At 61.2% G+C, this 18,357-nt stretch carries 16 protein-coding genes and 4 pseudogenes; 2 read left to right on the forward strand and 18 right to left on the reverse strand.

Translation table 11 applies throughout. The features are described from left to right. Positions 1-38: 38 nt before the first annotated feature. On the forward strand, positions 39-1,346 hold the full coding sequence (locus LRS09_RS28750) for a TetR/AcrR family transcriptional regulator (RefSeq protein ID WP_257810618.1): 1,308 nt from the start codon (positions 39-41) through the stop codon (positions 1,344-1,346). Positions 1,347-1,366: 20 nt separating this feature from the next. On the opposite strand, the gene LRS09_RS28755 is transcribed toward LRS09_RS28750, so the two are convergent. Genes LRS09_RS28755 through LRS09_RS28775 form a run of 5 tightly spaced genes read right to left on the reverse strand, consistent with a single transcriptional unit; the run spans position 1,367 to position 5,415 of the window. Continuing rightward, entirely contained in the window at positions 1,367-1,768 is a 402-nt protein-coding gene (locus tag LRS09_RS28755) for a PaaI family thioesterase (protein ID WP_257810619.1), read from the reverse strand. Then, positions 1,765-2,250, reverse strand: coding sequence for a PaaI family thioesterase (locus LRS09_RS28760; protein WP_257810428.1), 486 nt, complete (start codon positions 2,248-2,250; stop codon positions 1,765-1,767). Before LRS09_RS28760 ends, LRS09_RS28755 begins: the two co-directional genes overlap by 4 nt. 16 nt (positions 2,251-2,266) lie before the next feature. Then, complete coding sequence (locus LRS09_RS28765) at positions 2,267-3,070, reverse strand: enoyl-CoA hydratase-related protein (protein ID WP_257810430.1); 804 nt, start codon at positions 3,068-3,070, stop codon at positions 2,267-2,269. Next, positions 3,063-3,920 (reverse strand): SDR family oxidoreductase, encoded by an 858-nt coding sequence (locus tag LRS09_RS28770; protein ID WP_308240380.1) that lies wholly within the window; start codon positions 3,918-3,920, stop codon positions 3,063-3,065. Before LRS09_RS28770 ends, LRS09_RS28765 begins: the two co-directional genes overlap by 8 nt. A 10-nt stretch (positions 3,921-3,930) precedes the next feature. Continuing rightward, positions 3,931-5,415: an acyl-CoA dehydrogenase family protein gene (locus LRS09_RS28775; RefSeq protein WP_257810621.1), complete on the reverse strand. Its 1,485-nt coding sequence runs from the start codon at positions 5,413-5,415 to the stop codon at positions 3,931-3,933. On the opposite strand from LRS09_RS28775, the gene LRS09_RS30535 reads away from it, so the two are divergent. Beyond that, positions 5,324-5,518 (forward strand): DUF1446 domain-containing protein, encoded by a 195-nt coding sequence (locus LRS09_RS30535; RefSeq protein ID WP_257810438.1) that lies wholly within the window; start codon positions 5,324-5,326, stop codon positions 5,516-5,518. The two genes, LRS09_RS28775 and LRS09_RS30535, sit on opposite strands and share 92 nt — an antisense overlap. A 420-nt stretch (positions 5,519-5,938) precedes the next feature. Here LRS09_RS30535 and LRS09_RS28780 read toward each other — a convergent pair. The 13 genes and pseudogenes from LRS09_RS28780 to LRS09_RS28840 form a co-directional block, all read right to left on the reverse strand. Further along, positions 5,939-6,188, reverse strand: a pseudogene (locus LRS09_RS28780) (transposase); the annotation flags it as partial. 554 nt (positions 6,189-6,742) lie between these two features. Next, on the reverse strand, positions 6,743-8,329 hold the full coding sequence (locus LRS09_RS28785) for an acyl-CoA carboxylase subunit beta (RefSeq protein ID WP_257810622.1): 1,587 nt from the start codon (positions 8,327-8,329) through the stop codon (positions 6,743-6,745). 8 nt (positions 8,330-8,337) lie between these two features. Further along, on the reverse strand, positions 8,338-8,847 hold the full coding sequence (locus tag LRS09_RS28790) for a biotin/lipoyl-containing protein (RefSeq protein ID WP_257810440.1): 510 nt from the start codon (positions 8,845-8,847) through the stop codon (positions 8,338-8,340). Further along, positions 8,847-10,319, reverse strand: coding sequence for an acetyl/propionyl/methylcrotonyl-CoA carboxylase subunit alpha (locus tag LRS09_RS28795; RefSeq protein WP_257810441.1), 1,473 nt, complete (start codon positions 10,317-10,319; stop codon positions 8,847-8,849). Before LRS09_RS28795 ends, LRS09_RS28790 begins: the two co-directional genes overlap by 1 nt. 77 nt (positions 10,320-10,396) lie before the next feature. Then, positions 10,397-10,600, reverse strand: a complete 204-nt coding sequence (locus LRS09_RS28800; RefSeq protein ID WP_257810624.1) for a hypothetical protein — start codon at positions 10,598-10,600, stop codon at positions 10,397-10,399. Next, complete coding sequence (locus tag LRS09_RS28805) at positions 10,581-11,588, reverse strand: ABC transporter substrate-binding protein (RefSeq protein ID WP_257810625.1); 1,008 nt, start codon at positions 11,586-11,588, stop codon at positions 10,581-10,583. The genes LRS09_RS28800 and LRS09_RS28805 overlap by 20 nt, the downstream gene beginning before the upstream one ends. 52 nt (positions 11,589-11,640) lie before the next feature. After that, entirely contained in the window at positions 11,641-12,678 is a 1,038-nt protein-coding gene (locus tag LRS09_RS28810; protein WP_257810444.1) for a branched-chain amino acid ABC transporter permease, read from the reverse strand. A gap of 3 nt (positions 12,679-12,681) precedes the next feature. Next, positions 12,682-13,554, reverse strand: a complete 873-nt coding sequence (locus LRS09_RS28815; RefSeq protein WP_257810445.1) for a branched-chain amino acid ABC transporter permease — start codon at positions 13,552-13,554, stop codon at positions 12,682-12,684. A 10-nt stretch (positions 13,555-13,564) separates the two neighbouring features. Then, positions 13,565-14,482: a long-chain fatty acid--CoA ligase gene (locus LRS09_RS28820; RefSeq protein WP_257810627.1), complete on the reverse strand. Its 918-nt coding sequence runs from the start codon at positions 14,480-14,482 to the stop codon at positions 13,565-13,567. A 160-nt stretch (positions 14,483-14,642) separates the two neighbouring features. Beyond that, positions 14,643-15,410 (reverse strand): annotated as a pseudogene (locus LRS09_RS30540) (AMP-binding protein); the annotation flags it as partial. Then, positions 15,410-16,198 (reverse strand): ABC transporter ATP-binding protein, encoded by a 789-nt coding sequence (locus LRS09_RS28830; protein WP_257810447.1) that lies wholly within the window; start codon positions 16,196-16,198, stop codon positions 15,410-15,412. The pseudogene LRS09_RS30540 and the gene LRS09_RS28830, both read right to left, overlap by 1 nt. Beyond that, a pseudogene (locus LRS09_RS28835) lies at positions 16,195-16,985 on the reverse strand (ABC transporter ATP-binding protein). Before LRS09_RS28835 ends, LRS09_RS28830 begins: the two are co-directional and overlap by 4 nt. Next, positions 16,972-18,264 (reverse strand): annotated as a pseudogene (locus tag LRS09_RS28840) (acyclic terpene utilization AtuA family protein); the annotation flags it as partial. The pseudogenes LRS09_RS28835 and LRS09_RS28840, both read right to left, overlap by 14 nt. Between the last annotated feature and the right edge of the window lie 93 nt (positions 18,265-18,357).

Below are 18,357 nucleotides of genomic sequence, written 5' to 3' on the forward strand. Positions count from 1 at the left end.
AACTGATAAACTGATGTCCAGCGTCGAAAGAGAGATCCATGGAAGAAATCCTCCCCCATAGCCCCCGCGACGAGCCATACGGGAAATCGGTGCAGACGCGTCGCGCGATCCTCCTGGCGGCGGCGAAGCTGTTTAGCAAAGAGGGATACAACGCGACCACCATGCGGCGGATCGCCGAGGCGGCGAACCTGGAAGCCGGTAGCATCTACTATCATTTCGGCTCGAAGGATCAGATCCTGGACGAGGTCCTCGATATTGGGGTTAGACAACTCTACGAGCAAATTCGGGGGATCGTCGAACGGTCGGCGGCGGAAGGTGACCCATTCCGGAAAACGTTCGCGCAGCTTGTCGACACTCACCTTTGTTTCCTTTTGAAAGAAAGTGATTTCACTTCAGCGAATATCAGGAACTTCCCTATGCTGTCGGACAAGCGCCGCAGAGCGCATCGTCCCTTGCGAGAGGCCTATGCGCAGCTCTGGCGATCATTCTTGCAGCACCATCAGGACGATCTGCGTGGTGACATCTCGGTCACCCTGGTCAGCCAGTTCATCCTCGGAGCTATGAACTGGACAGCGGAATGGTGCGACAGCGAACGTTATCCGGTCAGTCTGCTGTCGGAACGCTTGTCGAAACTGCTGCTCGACGGCATGTGCACCAAACGTGGCGGAACGGTCAGAAAATCGGTCGAATCTCTTGACCTGACAGATGGACTCGAACCAGCGGGGAAGGCCGAACGAACCCGCCATCAAATCCTTCGCACGGCCGCCCAAATCTTGCGAGAGAGCGGCTACAAGGCCGCTACAATACGACGTGTCGCATCGGAAGCGGGCCTTGAGGCAGGCAGCGTCTACTACCATTTCGGCTCGAAGGAGGAAATTCTCGATGAGGTGCTCGACCTGGGCCTGCATGATCTCTTGAACGGCGTCAGCCATGCGGCCGCCATATGGCCGAACAAGGAAGATCATAGAAACCGGATCGCGACCGCGATCGCGACGCACATGGCATATTTGTTCCGTGCCAGCGAGTTTACCTCCGCCAACATCCGCATCTATGGGATGCTGCCGGAAGGGATCCGCTCGCGCCATCGGCCTGTTCGACACCAATACGCGAAGGTCTGGGATCGGCTGTTGCGCGAGGCGCAGACGGCCGGAGCCTTGCGCTCCGACATAAAGGTGGTTCCGCTACGGCAGGCCATGCTGGGCGCGCTGAATTGGACGGTCGAATGGTTCGATCCCGGCAAGGGCGACCAACGCGGATACTATACGCTTTCAGCTTTCACGGATCTGCTCATCAAAATGCTGCTGGACGGTATTTCGGCCAACGGCTCAGCCCCGAAGATCACATAATCGGGGCGCGAAGAATAGCCTCAGACCAATAGAAAATGATACAACCCTTCGGCCACCGGCCGGGAGTCGTCATCCTGCCAACAGGCCGTCCGCACGCTTGCCATGCGCTTGCCCTTCCGCGTCACTGTGGCTTCGGCCATCAGGGCCCCTTTGACCGCCGGGCGCAAGTAGTCAACCGTCAGATTGATCGGCTTGGGTGGCTGCAGATCGGGACCATGGCTTACGCTGATCGCGGCGACCGCCTCCATGAAGCTCGCGATGATTCCGCCATGGTAGTATTCCATGATCGGATTTCCGATCAGTCGTTCGGCGAAGGGCATCGTCGCGGCCGCATGCGTTTCAGCAAGCTCGGTGATCATGAAGTCGAGAAACTGGAAGAACGGTACTTTCCTGAGCTGCTGAGTTGCCAGATCCGGCGTCATTTGGAGGACCTGCTTTGCGTCATCGCATCGAAAATGCTGACCTCGCCCCGTGTGAGCGCAAAACTAGCGGCGCCACGGGCCACTTCGGCCTGATCCGGCTCATCGAACCAGATCCTGCCCGAATTGAACGCGATATGCCGGGTCTGCCGAATGCATTCTGCGCGCACCATGACGTCGGCCCGCGATTTCGCCGGGCGCAGATAGTCGACGCGGAGGTCGAGTGTCGCCATGCTGCTGATCCCGTCGATCGCCACGAAATTCGCTAGTCCGAACACGCTGTCCAGAAGGGCCGTCAACACCCCCCCATGCAGCAGGGTTTTGACCTCGTCGGCGCAGAAAGCGGGGTTGAACGGCATCCTGACCAGAACGCCATCAATCGCCACCTTTTCAATCTTCAGGTTCATCTCGGTAATCAGACCACGTCCGCGATGGTTCCACATCCTGGCGATCTGATCTAGTTTCTTCTGGTCCGGATGGGTCAACTGTAAGGCCGATCTGTCAGTCGCCAAAGAATGCAGGTTTTCGTTTCTCGAGGAACGCGGCAAGAGCTTCGTGGTGGTCCTTGGTCTGGTGCATCAGTGCCTGGTAGGCGGCGGCGGTATTCAGGAAATCCGGCAGGTCCATGCGTTCGGCATTGCGCATCAGCCGCTTGGCGACGCGCAGTGCGCGGGGCGGCTTGGCCGCAATTACGGCCGCACGCTCCCGCGCCCGCGCCATGAGATCGCCATGCGGCACCACCTCAAGCACCATTCCTAGCTCCAGCGCCTCCTCGGCCCCGACCATCCGGCCGGTGAATGTCAGTTCGGCCGCTTTCTGGTGCCCGAGCCGCCGCAGGAGGAACCAGCTGCCTGCGTCGCCGGGAATGATTCCGAGGTTCAAAAATACCTCGCCGAATTTCGCCTTCTCCGACGCGATGCGCATGTCGCACATCATCGTCAGGTCGCAGCCCGCGCCCACGGCCGGGCCGTTGACAGCTGCGATCGTAGGTATGTCGAGATTGTAGAGCGCGAGCGGTATCCGCTGAATGCCGGTGATGTAGCTGTCCGCCGCGGCCAGCGGATCTTTGCGGAACACGCTTTCGGGGTCTGACATTTCCTTGACGTCGCCGCCGGCGCAGAAGGCCGGGTCCGCGCCGGTCAGGATCATGACGCTCACCTCGGGATCGCGCTGCGCCTGGTCGAACGCGTCGAGCAGCCCCGCGATCATCTCGTTGCCGGTGACGGGGTTGCGCCTGTCGGGGTCGTTGAGCGTCACCGTTGCGATGCGATCGGCAATCTCGAGCAGGACGACGGATTCACTCATTCTTTCCGTCCCCCCGCTGACGCTCCTGGAACATGTCCGGATGGATCATGTCGCGGGCGTCGTGGCCCATGTGCAGGGTTTCTCCCCCGTCCACATACACATCCTCGCCGGTAATGAAGGAACCGAGCCTGGAGGCGAGAAAAATGATCGTCCCTGCGACGTCTTCCGCCGCCCCCATGCGGTTAAGAACTGACCGGTTTAGCTCGTGCCACTTTTTCGGCGGTATCGGGTAGCGGCCGAGCGCCTCTGTCTTGATCGCACCGGGAGCTACGCAGTTCAGGCGGATGCCGTATTCACCCCATTCGGCGGCGAGCGTCTTCATCAAGCCTGTGACGCCTGCGCGCGCGGCAACGGTATGGGCGAAGCCCGTAAGTGCGGTGCGGGTCGAGATCGCGGTTACGAATACGATCGAGCCGCCGTTCTCGAACATGAAGTGGTCGGCGGCGGCGCGCGTCATCTGCCACGAGCCGATCAGATTGTTGCGGATAACCGCCTCGAACCCTTTGTTGGTGATGTCGCGGGCGGCGGCGATATACTGGCCGCCGGCATTGTTCACAAGCACGTCGAGCCGACCGTAGTGATCTTTGATCTTCAGCATTGCCGACTCGACGCTCTTCTCGTCGCGAGTGTCGCCCGGGACGACGAAGGCTTCGCCCCCCGTCGCGCGGATCATCTCGGCGGTTTCCTGAAGCGGCTCCTCGCGACGGGCGAATAGCGCCAGTCTGGCCCCGCAGGAAGCCATTTCGAGTGCTGTGGCGCGGCCCATGCCGGAGCCCGAGCCAGTCACGAGAGCCACCTGGCCTGCCATGAGGTCGGGGGCGAAACGGCTCTGCACTTGTTTTTGTGCCATGTGCCGGGCCTCAGTTCTTCAGCAGTTCGCCGGAGATGATGAGCTTGCGCACCTCCTGCGTGCCCGCGCCCACCTCGAGAACCCGGCCCGTCCGATAGAGGCGGTTGACCTCGGTGTCGCGCATGTAGCCCGATCCGCCGTGAATCTGCACCGCGCGATCCAGCACGAAGGAGGTCGCTGCCGCAGCCTTGAAGATAGCCGCGGCCGTCAGCTTGTGGATCTCGCCACGCCCCCCTTCGCCTTCTTCCAGCCCCTCGCACATGGCGGCGGTGCGCAGCGACAGGCTGCGAGCGGCCTCGATCTCGGTATACATCTCGGCCAGCATGGCCTGCACCATCTGGAAACTGGCGATCGGCTTGCCGAACTGTTCGCGGATCCTGGCGTAATCGAGCGCCAGCTCCAGAGCCCTTTCGGCCATCCCCACGCAAACCGAAGCGACCATCGCCCGCTCCAGGTCGAGCCCGCTCATCACCACCGAAACGCCGCTGTTCTCGGCCCCGATCATGGCCGAGGCGGGCACGCGGCAATCCTCGAACACCAGCTCGCCCGTGGGCGAGCCACGAAAGCCCATCTTGTCGAGCTTCTGCGCCACCTTGAAGCCGGGATTGTCGGTCTCCACGATGAAAGCCGAGATGCCCTTGGCGCCCTTCGCCTTATCGGTTTTTGCGTAAACCAGGATGACATCCGCGATCGGGCCGTTGGTGATGTAGATCTTCGAGCCGTTGATCACATAATCATTGCCATCGCGCACGGCGCCGGTGGCCATCGAGCCCAGCGCGTCCGAGCCCGCGCCGGGCTCGGTCAGCCCAAGTGCGCCGACCAGCTCGCCCGAGCACAGGCCGGGAACGTATTTCCGCACCTGCTCATCCGAGCCGTTCCTGAGGATGTTGTTGAGGCACAGATTGTCGTGCGCGCCGTGCGAAAGGCCGACTGCCGGGTTCCATTTCGAGATGGTCTCTGAGACCAGGGCCTGGGTAAATTCGTTCTGGCCGCTGCCGCCCAGCTCCTCGGGCGCGGTAATGCCCAGCAGCCCGAGCTCGCCCATCTGCCGAAACAAATCCTCGGGCCACCATTCTTCCGCATCCATCTTCTCTTGCAATGGATGAAGAATCTCGCGCGCAACCCGATCCACGTGATCCACGATCTGCCGTTGTTCGGGCGTCAGCGAATAGTTGGCCTTTATGGCCGCGAGCGCGGCCATGCCTGGCTCGGCCTGGACGTTCATCTTTGATCCTCCCGATGGCTGCGCAACTTGCCTATTGATCAAAATCAAACATATGTTAGAAAACGTTTCAAGTGGTGTCGAGCTGCGTGTGTCTTTTTTTTGGGCATGCGCTTGGGAGGAAAGACGGAAGCTTGCCATCGGCGTCCACCCGAATGGACCGGGCGACAGGGAGGTTGCGATGACTGGGCGAACTGTGCGCATCGGCTGCGCCTCGGGGTTCTGGGGCGACACGCCCGAGGCGGTTGGCCAACTGGTGACGAAGGGCGACATCGATTATCTGGTCTTCGACTATCTTGCCGAGATCACGATGTCGCTGCTTGCGCGGGCGCTTAGGCACGCTATAGCGCGACAATCTGGGAGAGACGCCGTATGATGATGCCCCACCACGTTCTCTAATCGCCTTTGTCAACGAGTTCCTTTCTTTCCGCTGATGCAGCGTCTGCCGGGCTCAGGGTTCTCTCCGGGGTCGATCGGAAGGATCGCCCTAGTCTGGCACATGCTCACCAAGGAGAAGGAGTATATGTGGGCTCGGCCAAGCCTGGTCGCTCACAAGGTGCGCGGAATGGAACTGCAGGCGGGGAAGATGCAGAGGAAGGGCAATGCATGTAGGCCAACCTATGCCTACCACGTGAAGGAACTGCGGCATCAGGAGATGAACATCGCCCGAAAGCCGAGGAGAATTACGAGCACTTCGCGGGCGCCTCAATCCGGCAAGGCTTGAATAGGCTGCTCGGCGGCGCTTGCAGCCGATGCACCGCGCTTCTCCACGAGGTCGCCCGCGCATAAAGCGCTTGTCGATCTCATCCGTCGTGTACAAGAATCGGCGTACGTCAAAATGAAAGGCGTAGAAGGGCACGACCTCGCTCCAGGCGCGACGCCAACTCTGGGCGATGGCCGGATAGCGGCGCCCCCAGATACCTTCCTCGAAGGCGCCGAGTGCCGCTTCTCCGGCGACGGCGTCGAACACGATAGATGTTCTTCAGCGCGCCGGCGACCGGCTTGCGATCCTTGCGGGAGACAAAGTCGAGGCTGTGTCGCATCAGATCTGACATAACCTTTTCCCCGGAATCAGTGTCAGCCATTCCTCGCGCGTCCTGCGTCGGATACCTATTCGAACGGCGGATCGGCCAAATCCCGGCGCGACACCAGTCTTACCATAAGCGTAGGCCGTAGCATCCGTGATGCGCCAGTCCGTGCTGGGAACCCGACCATCCTCGCAGGAACCTCCAGCCACCGATGCAAAGACTGGCCGGAAATGGTGCAGCGGGAAACCGCTGCATCCTTCTTGTCGATCACACACCTCGTGGATAAAGATTTGCCGCCCAGTCCAAGGGTGCCAAGGATAGAGAAGCTCGCGCTCAAAACCGGTCCCGTGGGCGTTCCGTCGTCGACTTGTATAACGAGGTGCGCCCGCATGGGGCGATCGGGCGCAATCCGATCTCTTGCTCAATCCCGACGGCGCCACCAGCCCGCCGTTGTGAAATGGCCGGGAAAACTCTCGCTTCCGGCGGTCCAGAGAACGGGACCGGAGCAAAACTTGGGGCGGACTCCAATCTACGGTTGAGGAGAAATCCCTCGGCAGATCACGACCTGTGCCTTACATTCTGTAGACGCCATAATGCGGCGCGCCTGGGCTGACGCCCGCCGCACAGGTCAGCGCGATGCCCAGCATGTTTCGGGTGTCCAGCGGGTCGATGATCCCATCGTCGTAGAGCCGCGATGTAAACCAATAGGCCGAGGTTTCGTTTTCCGCCTTGGCGCGCACGCGGTCGCGCAATTCCTGCACCACCTCGTCGCTGAGATCGGGGTCGGCGCGGCGCATCTGTGCCAGCTTGACATCGCCAAGGGTGCGCGCGGCCTGTTCCGGCCCCATCACTCCCATCTGAGCATTGGGCCATGTCATGAGAAGCCGTGGATCCCATGCCCGCCCGCACATTCCATAATACCCGGCCCCGAACGCGCCAGAGGTCAGCACCGTCAGTTTTGGCACTTCGGAGCCGGCCTGTGCCATCAGCATCTTGGCCCCGTCCTTAGTGATACCGCGTTCCTCGTATTCGCGGCCAATCATGTAGCCGGTGGTGTTCTGCAGGAAAATCAGCGGCGTGCCGGTCTGATTGCAAAGCTGAATGAAATGCGCGGCCTTCAGCGAGCTGTCGTTGAACAGCACGCCGTTGTTGCCGAGAATGCCGACCTTGCAGCCCCAGATGCGGGCATATCCCGTCACCAGCGTGATGCCGTACTTTGGCTGGTATTCGTGAAACCGCGAACCATCGACGATGCGGGCAATGACTTCGCGCATGTCAAACCGCACGCGGTAGTCGGTCGGCACGATGCCATAGATTTCCTTTGGATCGTAGTAGGGCTCTTCGGGGGCCGCCCAGTCGAAGGCGCGGGGTTTGCGCGGAAAGGTGGCGACGATTTCCCGCGCCAGCAGGATTCCGGCCTGTTCGGTATCCACCGGATAATCACCGGTGCCCGAGATCGACGTGTGCATGTCGGCCCCGCCCAGATCGTTAACCGAAACCTCTTCACCGGTGGCGGCCTTGACCAGGGGCGGACCGCCCAGGAAGATCGCGCCGGTGTCGCGCACGATGATGGTATATTCACACAGCCCGGGCACATAGGCCCCGCCGGCGGTGCAATGGCCACAGACGATGGCGACCTGCGGTATGCCTTTCTTCGACAGGATGCACTGGTTGCGGAACACTCGCCCGCCCGGCGCGAAGACGCCTGACATTTCCTCAAGATAGCCGCCCGCGCTGTCGCAGATATGCACGACCGGCAGGTTGTTTTCCAAGGCGAATTCCAGCGCACGCACGATCTTCGGCACCGACATGGGATACCAGGCCCCGCCCTTGTTGGAGCTATCGTCGGCATGGATCACGACTTCGCGTCCGGAAATCACGCCGACACCGGTGATGACGTTGGCCCCCGGTGCCTGACCGTCATAGAGATCATAGGCCGCCAACGTCGAGAATTCCAGAAACGGCGTGCCGGGGTCCAGCAGAAGCTCCAACCGCTGGCGCGCGAGCATCTTGTTCTGACGCTTCAGCCGGTCAAGATCGCGCTGGGGGCGGTCATAGCGGACCTTGTCCTGCAAGTCGTGGAACCGTTTCACCACGTCTTGCATTTTCTCAGAGGCTGCCTTGAACTCGGCTGAGTCCGAGCGGATCTGGGATTGCATTCGGCGCATCAGCTGGCGTCCTTCAGCGGTTCGAAACCAATCAACACCACTTTACCGTCGAAACTATCGCCGGGGGCAAAATGCACCTCGGAAACGACACCATCACGCGGTGCGGTGATGGTGGTTTCCAATTTCATGCTTTCGATCACCATAAGGGTCTGGCCCTCGGTTACGGCATCGCCCGCGGCCACCGAGACGGAGATCACGGCACCCGGCATCGGTGCAATCATCCGGTCCTGCGGGGCACCGCCGTCGGCCTGGCCCAGGGGTTGCGACGGATCGGTGCGCCCGATCTCATAGGCGCGGCCGTCGAGGTGCACGAATGTGGCCTCTTCCCCCACGGCGATCCGCAGCGCGATACTGGTGCCATTCAGATCCAGCGTAAAGGCGCCCTTGCCGGGCGCAGTCGTGAGGGCGCAGGGGATTTCACGATCGCCCAGGTGCAACACATGGAATTGCCCGACCGAGGCCAGCCAGACCGGGATTTCCTCTCCGTGGACTTCAAGAATACGGCGCATCAGTTTCTCCACCCCCCCATCATTCGATAAATCGCGGGCACGCTCTCGACGGCCTGCACAAGGCGCGCGTCGGACAGTGCGGTGGCGGCTAGCAGGATGTCGGTAGAGGAGGCGTCGGGGGCACGTTTCAGCGCGTCTGCTTCCTCGTCCAGAAACCCGGTCGACAGGTCGCCGAACCCGAACCTTGGATGCTCAAGGATCGCATAGAGGTAGCCCAGGTTGGTCGTGACGCCCAGAATGATATAATCTAGCGCCGCGCGGCGGGCGCGCGCGATGGCCTCGGCCCGGTCGCGGCCGTGCACGATCAGCTTGGACAGCATCGGGTCGAAATCGGTGGTGACCTTGCCGCCCTCCAGAATGCCGCTGTCGACCCGCACGCCGGGTCCGGCGGGCTCGTCCATCAACAGGATGTTGCCGATCGCGGGGCGGAAATCGGCATCCGCATCCTCGGCGCAGACGCGCAGTTCGATCGAATGGCCGGTCTGGTGGATGTCGTCCTGCTGCAGTCCCAGCGGCTCGCCGGCTGCAATGCGCAACTGTTCGGCAACCAGATCGAAACCCGTGACCATTTCGGTGACGGGATGTTCGACCTGAAGCCTCGTGTTCATCTCGAGGAAATAGAACCGGCCATCGTTGGCATAGATGAACTCGACCGTGCCGGCGCCGCGATAGTTCACCGCCCGCGCGATGCCCGCTGCGGCCTCGCAGATTTCCTCGCGCTGGCCGGGTCTCAGGGCGGGGGAGGGGGTTTCCTCGATGATCTTCTGGAACCGGCGCTGGATCGAGCATTCGCGCTCCCAGAGATGGACCACGTTTCCCTGACCGTCGCCCATCACTTGCACTTCGATATGGCGCGGGTTTTCGATATAGGTTTCGACAAACAGCCGGCCGTCGCCGAAATAGCGTTCGCCTTCGCGGCGGGCGGTTTCGATCTCTGCCCGCAGACGGGCATCCTCGCGCACGATGCGCATTCCCTTGCCGCCGCCGCCGGCAGAGGGCTTGATCAGCAGCGGATAGCCCACAGCGCGGGCGCGCTCGACGAAATCGCCCGGATTGTCATCCTCGATGGCGGAAGGCGCCACCGGAAAGCCGCGTTCCGCGACGAAATTGCGGGCGCGCACCTTGTCGCCCATCAGGTCGATGACCTCCGCAGTCGGTCCGACAAAGATGATCCCTGCTTCGTCCAGCGCTTTGACGAAGGCCGCGTTCTCGGCCAGAAACCCGTAGCCGGGATGCACGGAGTCGGCGCCGATATGCCGTGCGGCCTGGACGATCTGGCCGATATCCAGATAGGCCGAGACCGGGGTTGGTCCGTCGATGGTCACGACCTGGTCGGCAATTGCGTGTGCCGGTGCGTCCACCTCGGCGGGATGACGCAGCACGGCGGTCTTGATGCCGATGGCGCGGGCGGTGCGCACCACGCGCGCGGCAATCTCTCCTCGGTTCGCCACGAGAAGCCTGGTGATGCTCATATCCGCGGGTCTTTCTGCTTGGCCTTCCCGCCCCCAATGCCGTGTCGGCACGGGGGGGGCGTTGTCATGTTAGCGGATCATTCGATTTCCATACGCTCGGACACGATGGTGAAGTCCTTCTTGTCCGCGTTGGACTGCAGAACGATCGCCGCCGTGGGCGCGTGACGGTTACCTTTACCATAGGTGACGGGCCCCAGCAGGCCATCGGTTTCGAACCCGTCCAGACCTTCCAGTTTTTCAATCACGCAGGCCCGGGTCAGGTCAGCGCCGCATTCGGCCATCGCGTGCTCGAAAATCAGCGCCCCGGCATAGCCCGCCAGCGAGTGCCCGGTTCAGCGAATTTCGTTCGTCCTCGCTGAGGTATGTGTTGGCCAGTTCCATGAACTTCGCCACACCTGGAACCTCAAGCGAGGTCAGCGCGGGCACATAGTCCGCCGCATAATAGCCGTCACCTGCACTGCCAGCCAACGCCTGAACCGGGGTCAGATGCGCGGAATGGGCGCCGAGGAACGTGATATCCATCCGGTTCTTGGCGGCTTCCTTCAGCATAATCGAGTGTTCGGCAACGACGCCGCCGGATACCAGCACGGTCACGCCTGCGGCCCGTGCCCGTAGCATTTCGGCCGAGAAATCCTTCTGGCCGCGCTTGAATTCCAGCTCCAGAACATTGTTGAGCCCGTATTTCTTGACCCCTTCGAGATAGCCGCAGCGCACGTCGTCGCCAAATTCATCATCCTGAAAGGCGATCGCGTATTTGCCATCTTTCAGACCCAGTTCTTCGACGAGGTAAGTCATGCCGGCGGCAATTTCCTGGCAATAGGTTGGTCCGACCACGAACAACGGGTTCAACGGCGGGTTGAAATGGTGCGAGTTCACCGCCATGTTGTTGAGTGTCGGGATGCCGAGCTCGTTGATCATGGGCATCATAGCCGCCAGCTGCGCGCTGCCGGAGGTGCCGATCAGCCCGAAGATGTCATCGACCTCAACCATCTTCTTCAGCGCCTGAAGCGAGCGTGCCGGGACGTATCCGTCATCCTCGAACACGATTTCGACCTTGCGGCCGTTGATGCCGCCACGGGCATTCACGTCATCCTGCCAGACTTGCAGCGCCAGCCTGTGCGCCTTGCCCAGCAGGCTGGGCGGGCCTGTCAGCGGGTCCACGGCACCCAATACGACCTTGTCGTCGGTGACGCCGGGTTCCGCCATTGCACCGACGGCTCCGGCCACCAGGAGGGTGACTGAAAGCGCCCCTTTCAAAATCCAGTTCATTCTCATTCTCACTTCTCCCCTTTTAGTGGCCCGTCCTCCCGGGCCGTTCGCATCAGTATCTGAATGGCCAGTTGACCCAACGGTTCTTGTATTCGCGGTAGATCCCCATCAGCCCGTCCGGCTCGAATCGCAGGAAGAGTACGATGGTCAGACCGTAAAGGAACCCTTTCAGTTCCAGCGCCGACAGCGACCCGAGCGTCCCGCCTAGCGAGCTGAACGCATAGTTCAGGAGTTCGGCCAGCCCCACGACGAACACTACGCCGATCACCGCCCCGGCGGTGGACCCGAGGCCGCCAACGATGATCATGGACACAGCTTCGATCGAGATGACGAGGCTAAAGCTGTCCACGTTCACGAAACGAATATGATAGACCATCAGCGCCCCGGCCACGCCCGCGTAAGAAGAACTGACGACAAAGGCATAAAGCTTGTATCGCGCCACCGGGACGCCCATCGCGCGCGCTGCGATATCCTGTTCCCGTATCGCCAGAAAGGCACGGCCGATGCGGCTGCGCTTGATGTTGGCCGACCCCAGGACGGCCAGCGTCAGAACCGCCAGGATCAGGTAGTAAAACGACTTATCGGTATCCAGTACCATGCCGAAGATCGCCGGCTTGGGTGTCGAGATGCCAGACGACCCATGCGTGATGCTTTCGGCGCTGAGGATGACATGGGTAATGATGATGGTAAATGCGAGCGTAGTGATCGCCAGATACAGCCCCTTCAGGCGCAGCGATGGTATCCCGACCAACAGCCCGAAAGCCCCCGCCGCCAGAGCGCCCGCCGGAAGGCACAACCACAGCGGCATGTTGTAATCTGCCGAGAGGATGGCCGCAGTATAGCCGCCCACCGCAAGAAACCCGGCCTGACCGAAGGAAATCAGGCCCGTCGTACCGGTCAGAAGGTTCAGGCCAATTACCCCGATCGCGGTAATTAACATACCGTTGACCAGCGACGTCACGTGATTGCTCAACACGAACGGCGCCGCCAGCGACATGATGACCAACGCCCAAGTCCAATAGGCCTGCGTCGGGTTGCGGATCAGCGAGATCAGCTCGCCATAGCTCTCTTGAAAGACACCTGTCCGCATAGCTCACACCCTCTCGATCTCGGGCGTGCCGAACAGCCCGTAGGGGCGGATCATCAGAACTACCAGAATGACGAGGAAGCCGGAAATCTCCTTCAGCCCGCGCCCGATATAGCCTTCGGACATGTTCTCCAGCAGACCGATGAAAACGCCGGAGATCGCCGCACCGAACACCGAGTCCAGGCCGCCGAGAATAACCGCCGGAAAGGCGCGCAGCCCTTGCGTCCACATGTCCGGCCCCAGGCCATAGATCGTTCCCAGCAGCACGCCGGCAATCCCGGCAATGACGGCCGCAATGGCCCAGGCCAGGGCGTAAACATAAGTCACGTTGATCCCCATCAGCAGCGCGGTGGTTTCGCGCGCGGCCGTGGCCCGCATGGCGACGCCCGTGCGCGAAAACCGCAGGAAGACCCACATGCCGATCACGCAAAGCGCAAGCAGACCGATAGCATAGAGCTGCGACGTATACAGGAAAACAAGGCCGATCTCGACGCCACTGTCACCGATGTCGGTGGGCAGAACCAGCGGGTCGGCCCCCCAGATCATCACCACTAGGGCGCGTATCATCACCGCCAGCCCGATGGTGACCATCACGGTTGAAAAGACGTCTTGCCCCAGCATCGGGCGGATGAAAATCCGCTCGATCAACAGGCCGACAACCGCCGAAAGCACGACGCAAACCGCCAGCAACCCCCAGAACGGCAGGGTCCAGGAACGTGCTATCGCGAAAGCCATGTATGATATCAGCATCATGACTTCGCCCTGGGCAAAATTGACGACGCTGGTCGCCTTGAAGATCAGAGCATAGCCCATTCCGATCAGGCCATAGATCACGCCGATGGCAATCCCCGAAACGCAGAGCAAAATGAAATAGTCCATGCTGTTCCCCCTAGGCGTAGATTTCCGCCATCTCGGCTTCGAACCTTGTCTCGATGACGTTGCGCCGCACCTTCTGGGTGGCCGTCAGTTCGCCGTCGTCATGGTCGAGCTGCTTTTTCAGAAGCACGAATTTTCGAATGTTTTCCACGCGTGCGAAGGCGTCATTCACCCGTGCCACCTCCTTGGCGATGAGTTCCCTGACCTCATCCAGGCTGGAAAGGTGGCTGAACGTGGTATAAGCGAGGCCTTGCGCCTGAGCCCACTTGCCGACGGTATCGTAGTCAATCTGGAGCAATGCCCCGAGGAAGTTACGCCCCTCGCCGACCACGATCGCCTCAGAGATGTAGATCAGATCCTTCAGGGCGTTTTCAATTTCAGACGGTGTGATGTTCTTGCCGCCCGACGTGATGATGATGGATTTCTTCCGGTCGACGATGACAATTTCGCCGTTATCCAGCTGTTCAACCACATCGCCGGTCTGCAACCAGCCATCAATGATGGTTTCGGCCGTGGCCTTTTCATTGTCGAGATAGCCCAGAAAGACGCTGGGGTGCTTGATCTCCAGCTCGCCATCTTCGGCTATCCTGTATTGCAGGCCCGGCGCAGGAACACCCGCTGCCCCGACCGTTGCCTTGTCGGCATTCTGGAAGAACGCCAGACCCCCCGATTCGGTCATGCCATAGACCTGATAGAGCGGCACGCCGATCACCCGGAAAAACCGGACGACCTCGGGCGAGATGGATGCGCCGCCGACGAAGCTGCAATGCACCTTGTCGATCCCCATGAAACGCTTGAGCGGGTTGAAAACCAGGATCTTGGCTACAAAATGCTTGACGCGCTCGACCGGGTTCAGTTGTTGGCCGGCCTCGATCTTGCGGAAATGCGCCTGTCCCAGGTCCAGCCCCCAGTTGTAAATCCGCCGGGCCATGGGCCGCGCATCCTGAATTCGGATCGACGCGCTTACTGGAGCTTTTCCCAGATGCGCGGGACGCCCAGAAACACCTGTGGTGCAATTTCGCGTAGGTTGACCTGTGCGTGTCGATGGATTCGGCAAAATTCACGGCGCCGCCGATCATCAGGCTGAGAATGGTGGAGAATACACGTTCGGCCACATGGCAAAGCGGCAGGTAGCAGACCACCGAATACCGATTGCGTGTCAGATTGAACTGATCTATCAGCGGATAAGACGCCACAAGCAGGTTGCGGTGCGACAACACCGCGCCTTTCGGCGGGCCAGTGGTGCCTGACGTATAGACCACAACCGCCGGATCGTCGGGCTTGCCCGCATTGACGCAATCGAGGAAGAAATCGGCGTCCTCGATGTGGCCCGAGGCATGATCCAGCCCTTCCTGCACCACTTCGTCAAACGATTTGAGCCGCGTGCGGTCATAACTGCGCATCCCCTTCATGTCGACGCACACGATCAGCTTGAGGTTGGGAAAGGCACCTTCGTTCGCTTCGGCATCCAGCACCTTGTCGACCTGTTCCTGATCCCCGCAAACGATGATGCTGCTCTTGGAATGCCTCAGGATATAGTTGAGTTCGCGCCAGGGATTGGTCGGATAGACCCCGACGGTCATGCCACCCAGCGCCTGCGCAGCGATGTCGGAATACAGCCATTCCGGCGTGTCTTCGCTGGCGATGGCCAGACGATCGCCGCGCCCGAACCCCCTGATGTGGAGGCCCAGGGCGAAGCCCCGCACTTTGGCAAAATATTCGGCCCAGGTGACCCGGTTCCAGATCCCGAGGTCCTTTTCCCGGATCGCCAGTTCATCAGGAATAGTAACGGCCCAGTGCAGCAACAGTTGCGGAAGGGTGATATTGCCGTCCCCAAAGCGCTGGTTCAGATCGTCCATCAACCCGCCCCCAATGCTTCTTCCAGTTTGTGCCCGAGATAGGCTTCGATCACACGCGGATCGGCCCGGATTTCATCCGGCGTGCCATAGGCGATGCGCTCGCCGAAATTCATCACGCCGATATGGTCGGAAATATCCGTGACAATACCAATGTCGTGCTCGATCATCATCACCGTGATATCCAGCTCCTCCCGGAGATCGAGGATAAAGCGGGCGATGTCCTCGGTCTCCTCGGCGTTCATGCCCGAAACCATCTCATCGAGTAGCAAGAGTTTGGGTTCGGTAGCCAGGGCACGGCCCAGTTCGACCCTTTTCTGCAACCCGTAGGCCAGAGCGCCAACCGGCATGTCGCGGACATGCTGGATTTCGAGAAAGTCTATGATCTCCTCGACCCGTTTGCGGTGCGCCCGCTCCTGCGCCCGCGTGGTTGGCCCGAAGATCAACCCTCCCAGAACGCTTGTATTAATGTGGCTGTGGCGCCCCACAAGAATGTTATCAACAACGCTGGCATGCTTGAACACCGCCAGGTTCTGGAAGGTGCGCCCCATTCCAAGGGAGGCAATCTTGTGCGGCGCTGTACGTGTGATGTCCTTGCCATCCAACGTGATCGTGCCCGACGTGACCGGAAGAACCCGGCTGATCATGTTGAACATGGTGGTCTTGCCGGCGCCGTTCGGACCGATCAGGCTGAAGATCTCGCCCTTGAGGACCGGAAAGCTGACATCGTTGACTGCCGTCACACCGCCAAATTTCTTGACCAGATTGTCGACCTGCAAAAGCACGCTCATGACAGCCACCTCTTGCGTCTCTTGTAGTGTTTCACGTCCCGCATGTTGCGCCGATGGCCAGATTCGGAGAAGCCCAGGTAGAATTCCTTGACGTCCTCGTTGCTCATCAGTTTCTGCGGCGTGCCATCCATCACCACTCGGCCGTTTTCGATGATATATCCGTAGCTTGCAATCGACAGCGCCAATTCGGCGTTCTGTTCCACCAGCAAGATCGAGACGTTGCTTTCCTTAACCAGACTGGTCACCGCGGCGAAGATTTCGGTGATGATCTGCGGGGCCAGGCCCAGGCTGGGCTCGTCTAGCATCAGCAGGCGCGGTCGCGACATCAGGGCGCGGCTGATCGCCACCATCTGCTGTTCCCCGCCCGACAGATAGCCGGCAATCGTGCCACGCTTCTCCTTGACGCGCGGGAAGATCGAGAAGACATAGTCCAGCGCCTCGGCCGCGGCCGCCCGGCTTCGGGTGATGCCGCCCATCATCAGGTTTTCCTCGACGGTCAGCGGCTCGAACAACTGGCGCCCCTCGGGCACCATGACGATGCCGTCGCGCACGATTTCGTCGGGCTTGCGGCCAATCAGGTTTTTGCCGTCAAAGCTGATCGTGCCGCCGATGATGTCGCCTTCTTCCGGGTACAAGCGCCGGCTATTCCCTTGAGGATTGTCGACTTGCCCGCCCCGTTCGACCCAAGAAGCGTGACGATCTGTCCCTGATCCACACTCAGCGATGCATCGCGCACGGCCTCGATCACGTTGTCGTAGACGATCTGGACGTTGTTAAGCGTCAGCATCTGCCATCTCCGCAAGCCCGTCGCGCGCGGCCAGATCGGCCGGCACAGGTATTTGGATATCGAGGAGCATCTGTGCGAAGCCCTTGCCCTGCGGGTCGATCCTGACCGATGCGATGCCGCCGCCGCCGAGCGAGTCGTGCAGCAGGAAGTTCAGCGCATGAATGCCGGGCAGTTCGAACCGCTCGACCGGGCCATTGCAGAGATGCTCAAAGTAGTCCTTCACGGTCTCTTCGGTCAGCGCCGAGCGGATATAGGGCAAATACTCGGGCTTGCGGGCGAGAATACCGATATTGGCGATGTCCCCCTTGTCGCCCGAGCGGCCCCAGGCCAGTTCGACCAGGCGCACCATCACCGCGCCGGGACCGGCCTCGCGGCCTTCCACCGCTGCCGCGGAGGAAGCATCAAGTCGCACCGCCTCGGTCGCAACGGTGACGGGCAAGTCTTTGCCGTCGACCTCGACCGCGATCGGGGTATCGGCCTTGTCCTGCAGGAAGGAGAAGAGACGGACCACCGGCTGCACCTTTGGCCGACCGGCGAAGAAACCCGTCAGCCCCTGCGCGGAGGAGACCGCCATCGGCGCGATCTCTCCGGCGAAGATGTTCAGCGCATCGCGGTCATCATGGGTCACGCCGATCTTCAGCACCACCTCGCGGGTCTGGGCGCGGGCGTTGGCGCCATAGGCGGCCTCGGCGCCCAGCACCTCCACGCTGACCTGCCGGAAATCACCGAGGTTGCGCCCGCGGAAAATGCGGCGGCAGCGGGTCAGAATGGCCTCGGCCACACGTTCGGCCTTGGCAGGCGCGTCGATCGCGGCCAGCGTCAGCGTGGTGATCGCCCGCCAGCCGTCGGCATGGGTGGCCGACACCTTGTAGCTGTCGGTGCGTCCCAGCCCCCGCGCGCCCTTCACCATCACCCGGTCGGGCCCCACCTGCTCCAGTGTCACCTGCGACCAGCTCCGCAGATCACATCGGCAGGACGGGCGTAGCGGATCGCCGATTTCGTAGAGCATCTGCTCGCCGACCGAGGCCGGCACCACCAGCCCGCCCGTGCCGAGCGTCTTGGTCATGACAAAGCTGCCGTCTTCCGACACTTCGACGATCGGCATCCCCATATCGTCCCAGCCCGGCACATCCTGCCAATCGAGGAAGTTGCCGCCCAGTGCCCTGCGGCCGCATTCGATCAGGTGGCCGGCCAGCGAGCCCTGGCTGAGCTTGTCCCAATCGTCGCCTTTTCCAGCCGTGAACTCATGCATCAGCGGCCCAAGCGCCACAGCACTGTCAGCGCAGCGGCTTGGTCACCACGATCTCGGCACCCGCATCGAGGGCGGCGTCAGCCGCGCGCCGAGATAGGCGTTCATGCTCATCGGCTTGGC

The organism is Mesorhizobium sp. J428 (assembly GCF_024699925.1).
Lineage (GTDB): Bacteria > Pseudomonadota > Alphaproteobacteria > Rhizobiales > Rhizobiaceae > Mesorhizobium_A.

Bases quoted from the DNA above. Each gene is read 5' to 3' on its own strand.
- LRS09_RS28815 (WP_257810445.1), bottom strand. From the start codon at position 13,554: ATGGACTATTTCATTTTGCTCTGCGTTTCGGGGATTGCCATCGGCGTG.
- LRS09_RS28770 (WP_308240380.1), bottom strand. From the start codon at position 3,920: ATGGCACAAAAACAAGTGCAGAGCCGTTTCGCCCCCGACCTCATGGCA.
- LRS09_RS28765 (WP_257810430.1), bottom strand. From the start codon at position 3,070: ATGAGTGAATCCGTCGTCCTGCTCGAGATTGCCGATCGCATCGCAACG.
- LRS09_RS28805 (WP_257810625.1), bottom strand. From the start codon at position 11,588: ATGAACTGGATTTTGAAAGGGGCGCTTTCAGTCACCCTCCTGGTGGCC.
- LRS09_RS28800 (WP_257810624.1), bottom strand. From the start codon at position 10,600: ATGGCCGAATGCGGCGCTGACCTGACCCGGGCCTGCGTGATTGAAAAA.
- LRS09_RS28810 (WP_257810444.1), bottom strand. From the start codon at position 12,678: ATGCGGACAGGTGTCTTTCAAGAGAGCTATGGCGAGCTGATCTCGCTG.
- LRS09_RS30535 (WP_257810438.1), top strand. From the start codon at position 5,324: ATGACTGGGCGAACTGTGCGCATCGGCTGCGCCTCGGGGTTCTGGGGC.
- LRS09_RS28830 (WP_257810447.1), bottom strand. From the start codon at position 16,198: ATGAGCGTGCTTTTGCAGGTCGACAATCTGGTCAAGAAATTTGGCGGT.
- LRS09_RS28790 (WP_257810440.1), bottom strand. From the start codon at position 8,847: ATGCGCCGTATTCTTGAAGTCCACGGAGAGGAAATCCCGGTCTGGCTG.
- LRS09_RS28795 (WP_257810441.1), bottom strand. From the start codon at position 10,319: ATGAGCATCACCAGGCTTCTCGTGGCGAACCGAGGAGAGATTGCCGCG.
- LRS09_RS28755 (WP_257810619.1), bottom strand. From the start codon at position 1,768: ATGACGCCGGATCTGGCAACTCAGCAGCTCAGGAAAGTACCGTTCTTC.
- LRS09_RS28750 (WP_257810618.1), top strand. From the start codon at position 39: ATGGAAGAAATCCTCCCCCATAGCCCCCGCGACGAGCCATACGGGAAA.
- LRS09_RS28775 (WP_257810621.1), bottom strand. From the start codon at position 5,415: ATGTCGCCCTTCGTCACCAGTTGGCCAACCGCCTCGGGCGTGTCGCCC.
- LRS09_RS28820 (WP_257810627.1), bottom strand. From the start codon at position 14,482: ATGGCCCGGCGGATTTACAACTGGGGGCTGGACCTGGGACAGGCGCAT.
- LRS09_RS28785 (WP_257810622.1), bottom strand. From the start codon at position 8,329: ATGCAATCCCAGATCCGCTCGGACTCAGCCGAGTTCAAGGCAGCCTCT.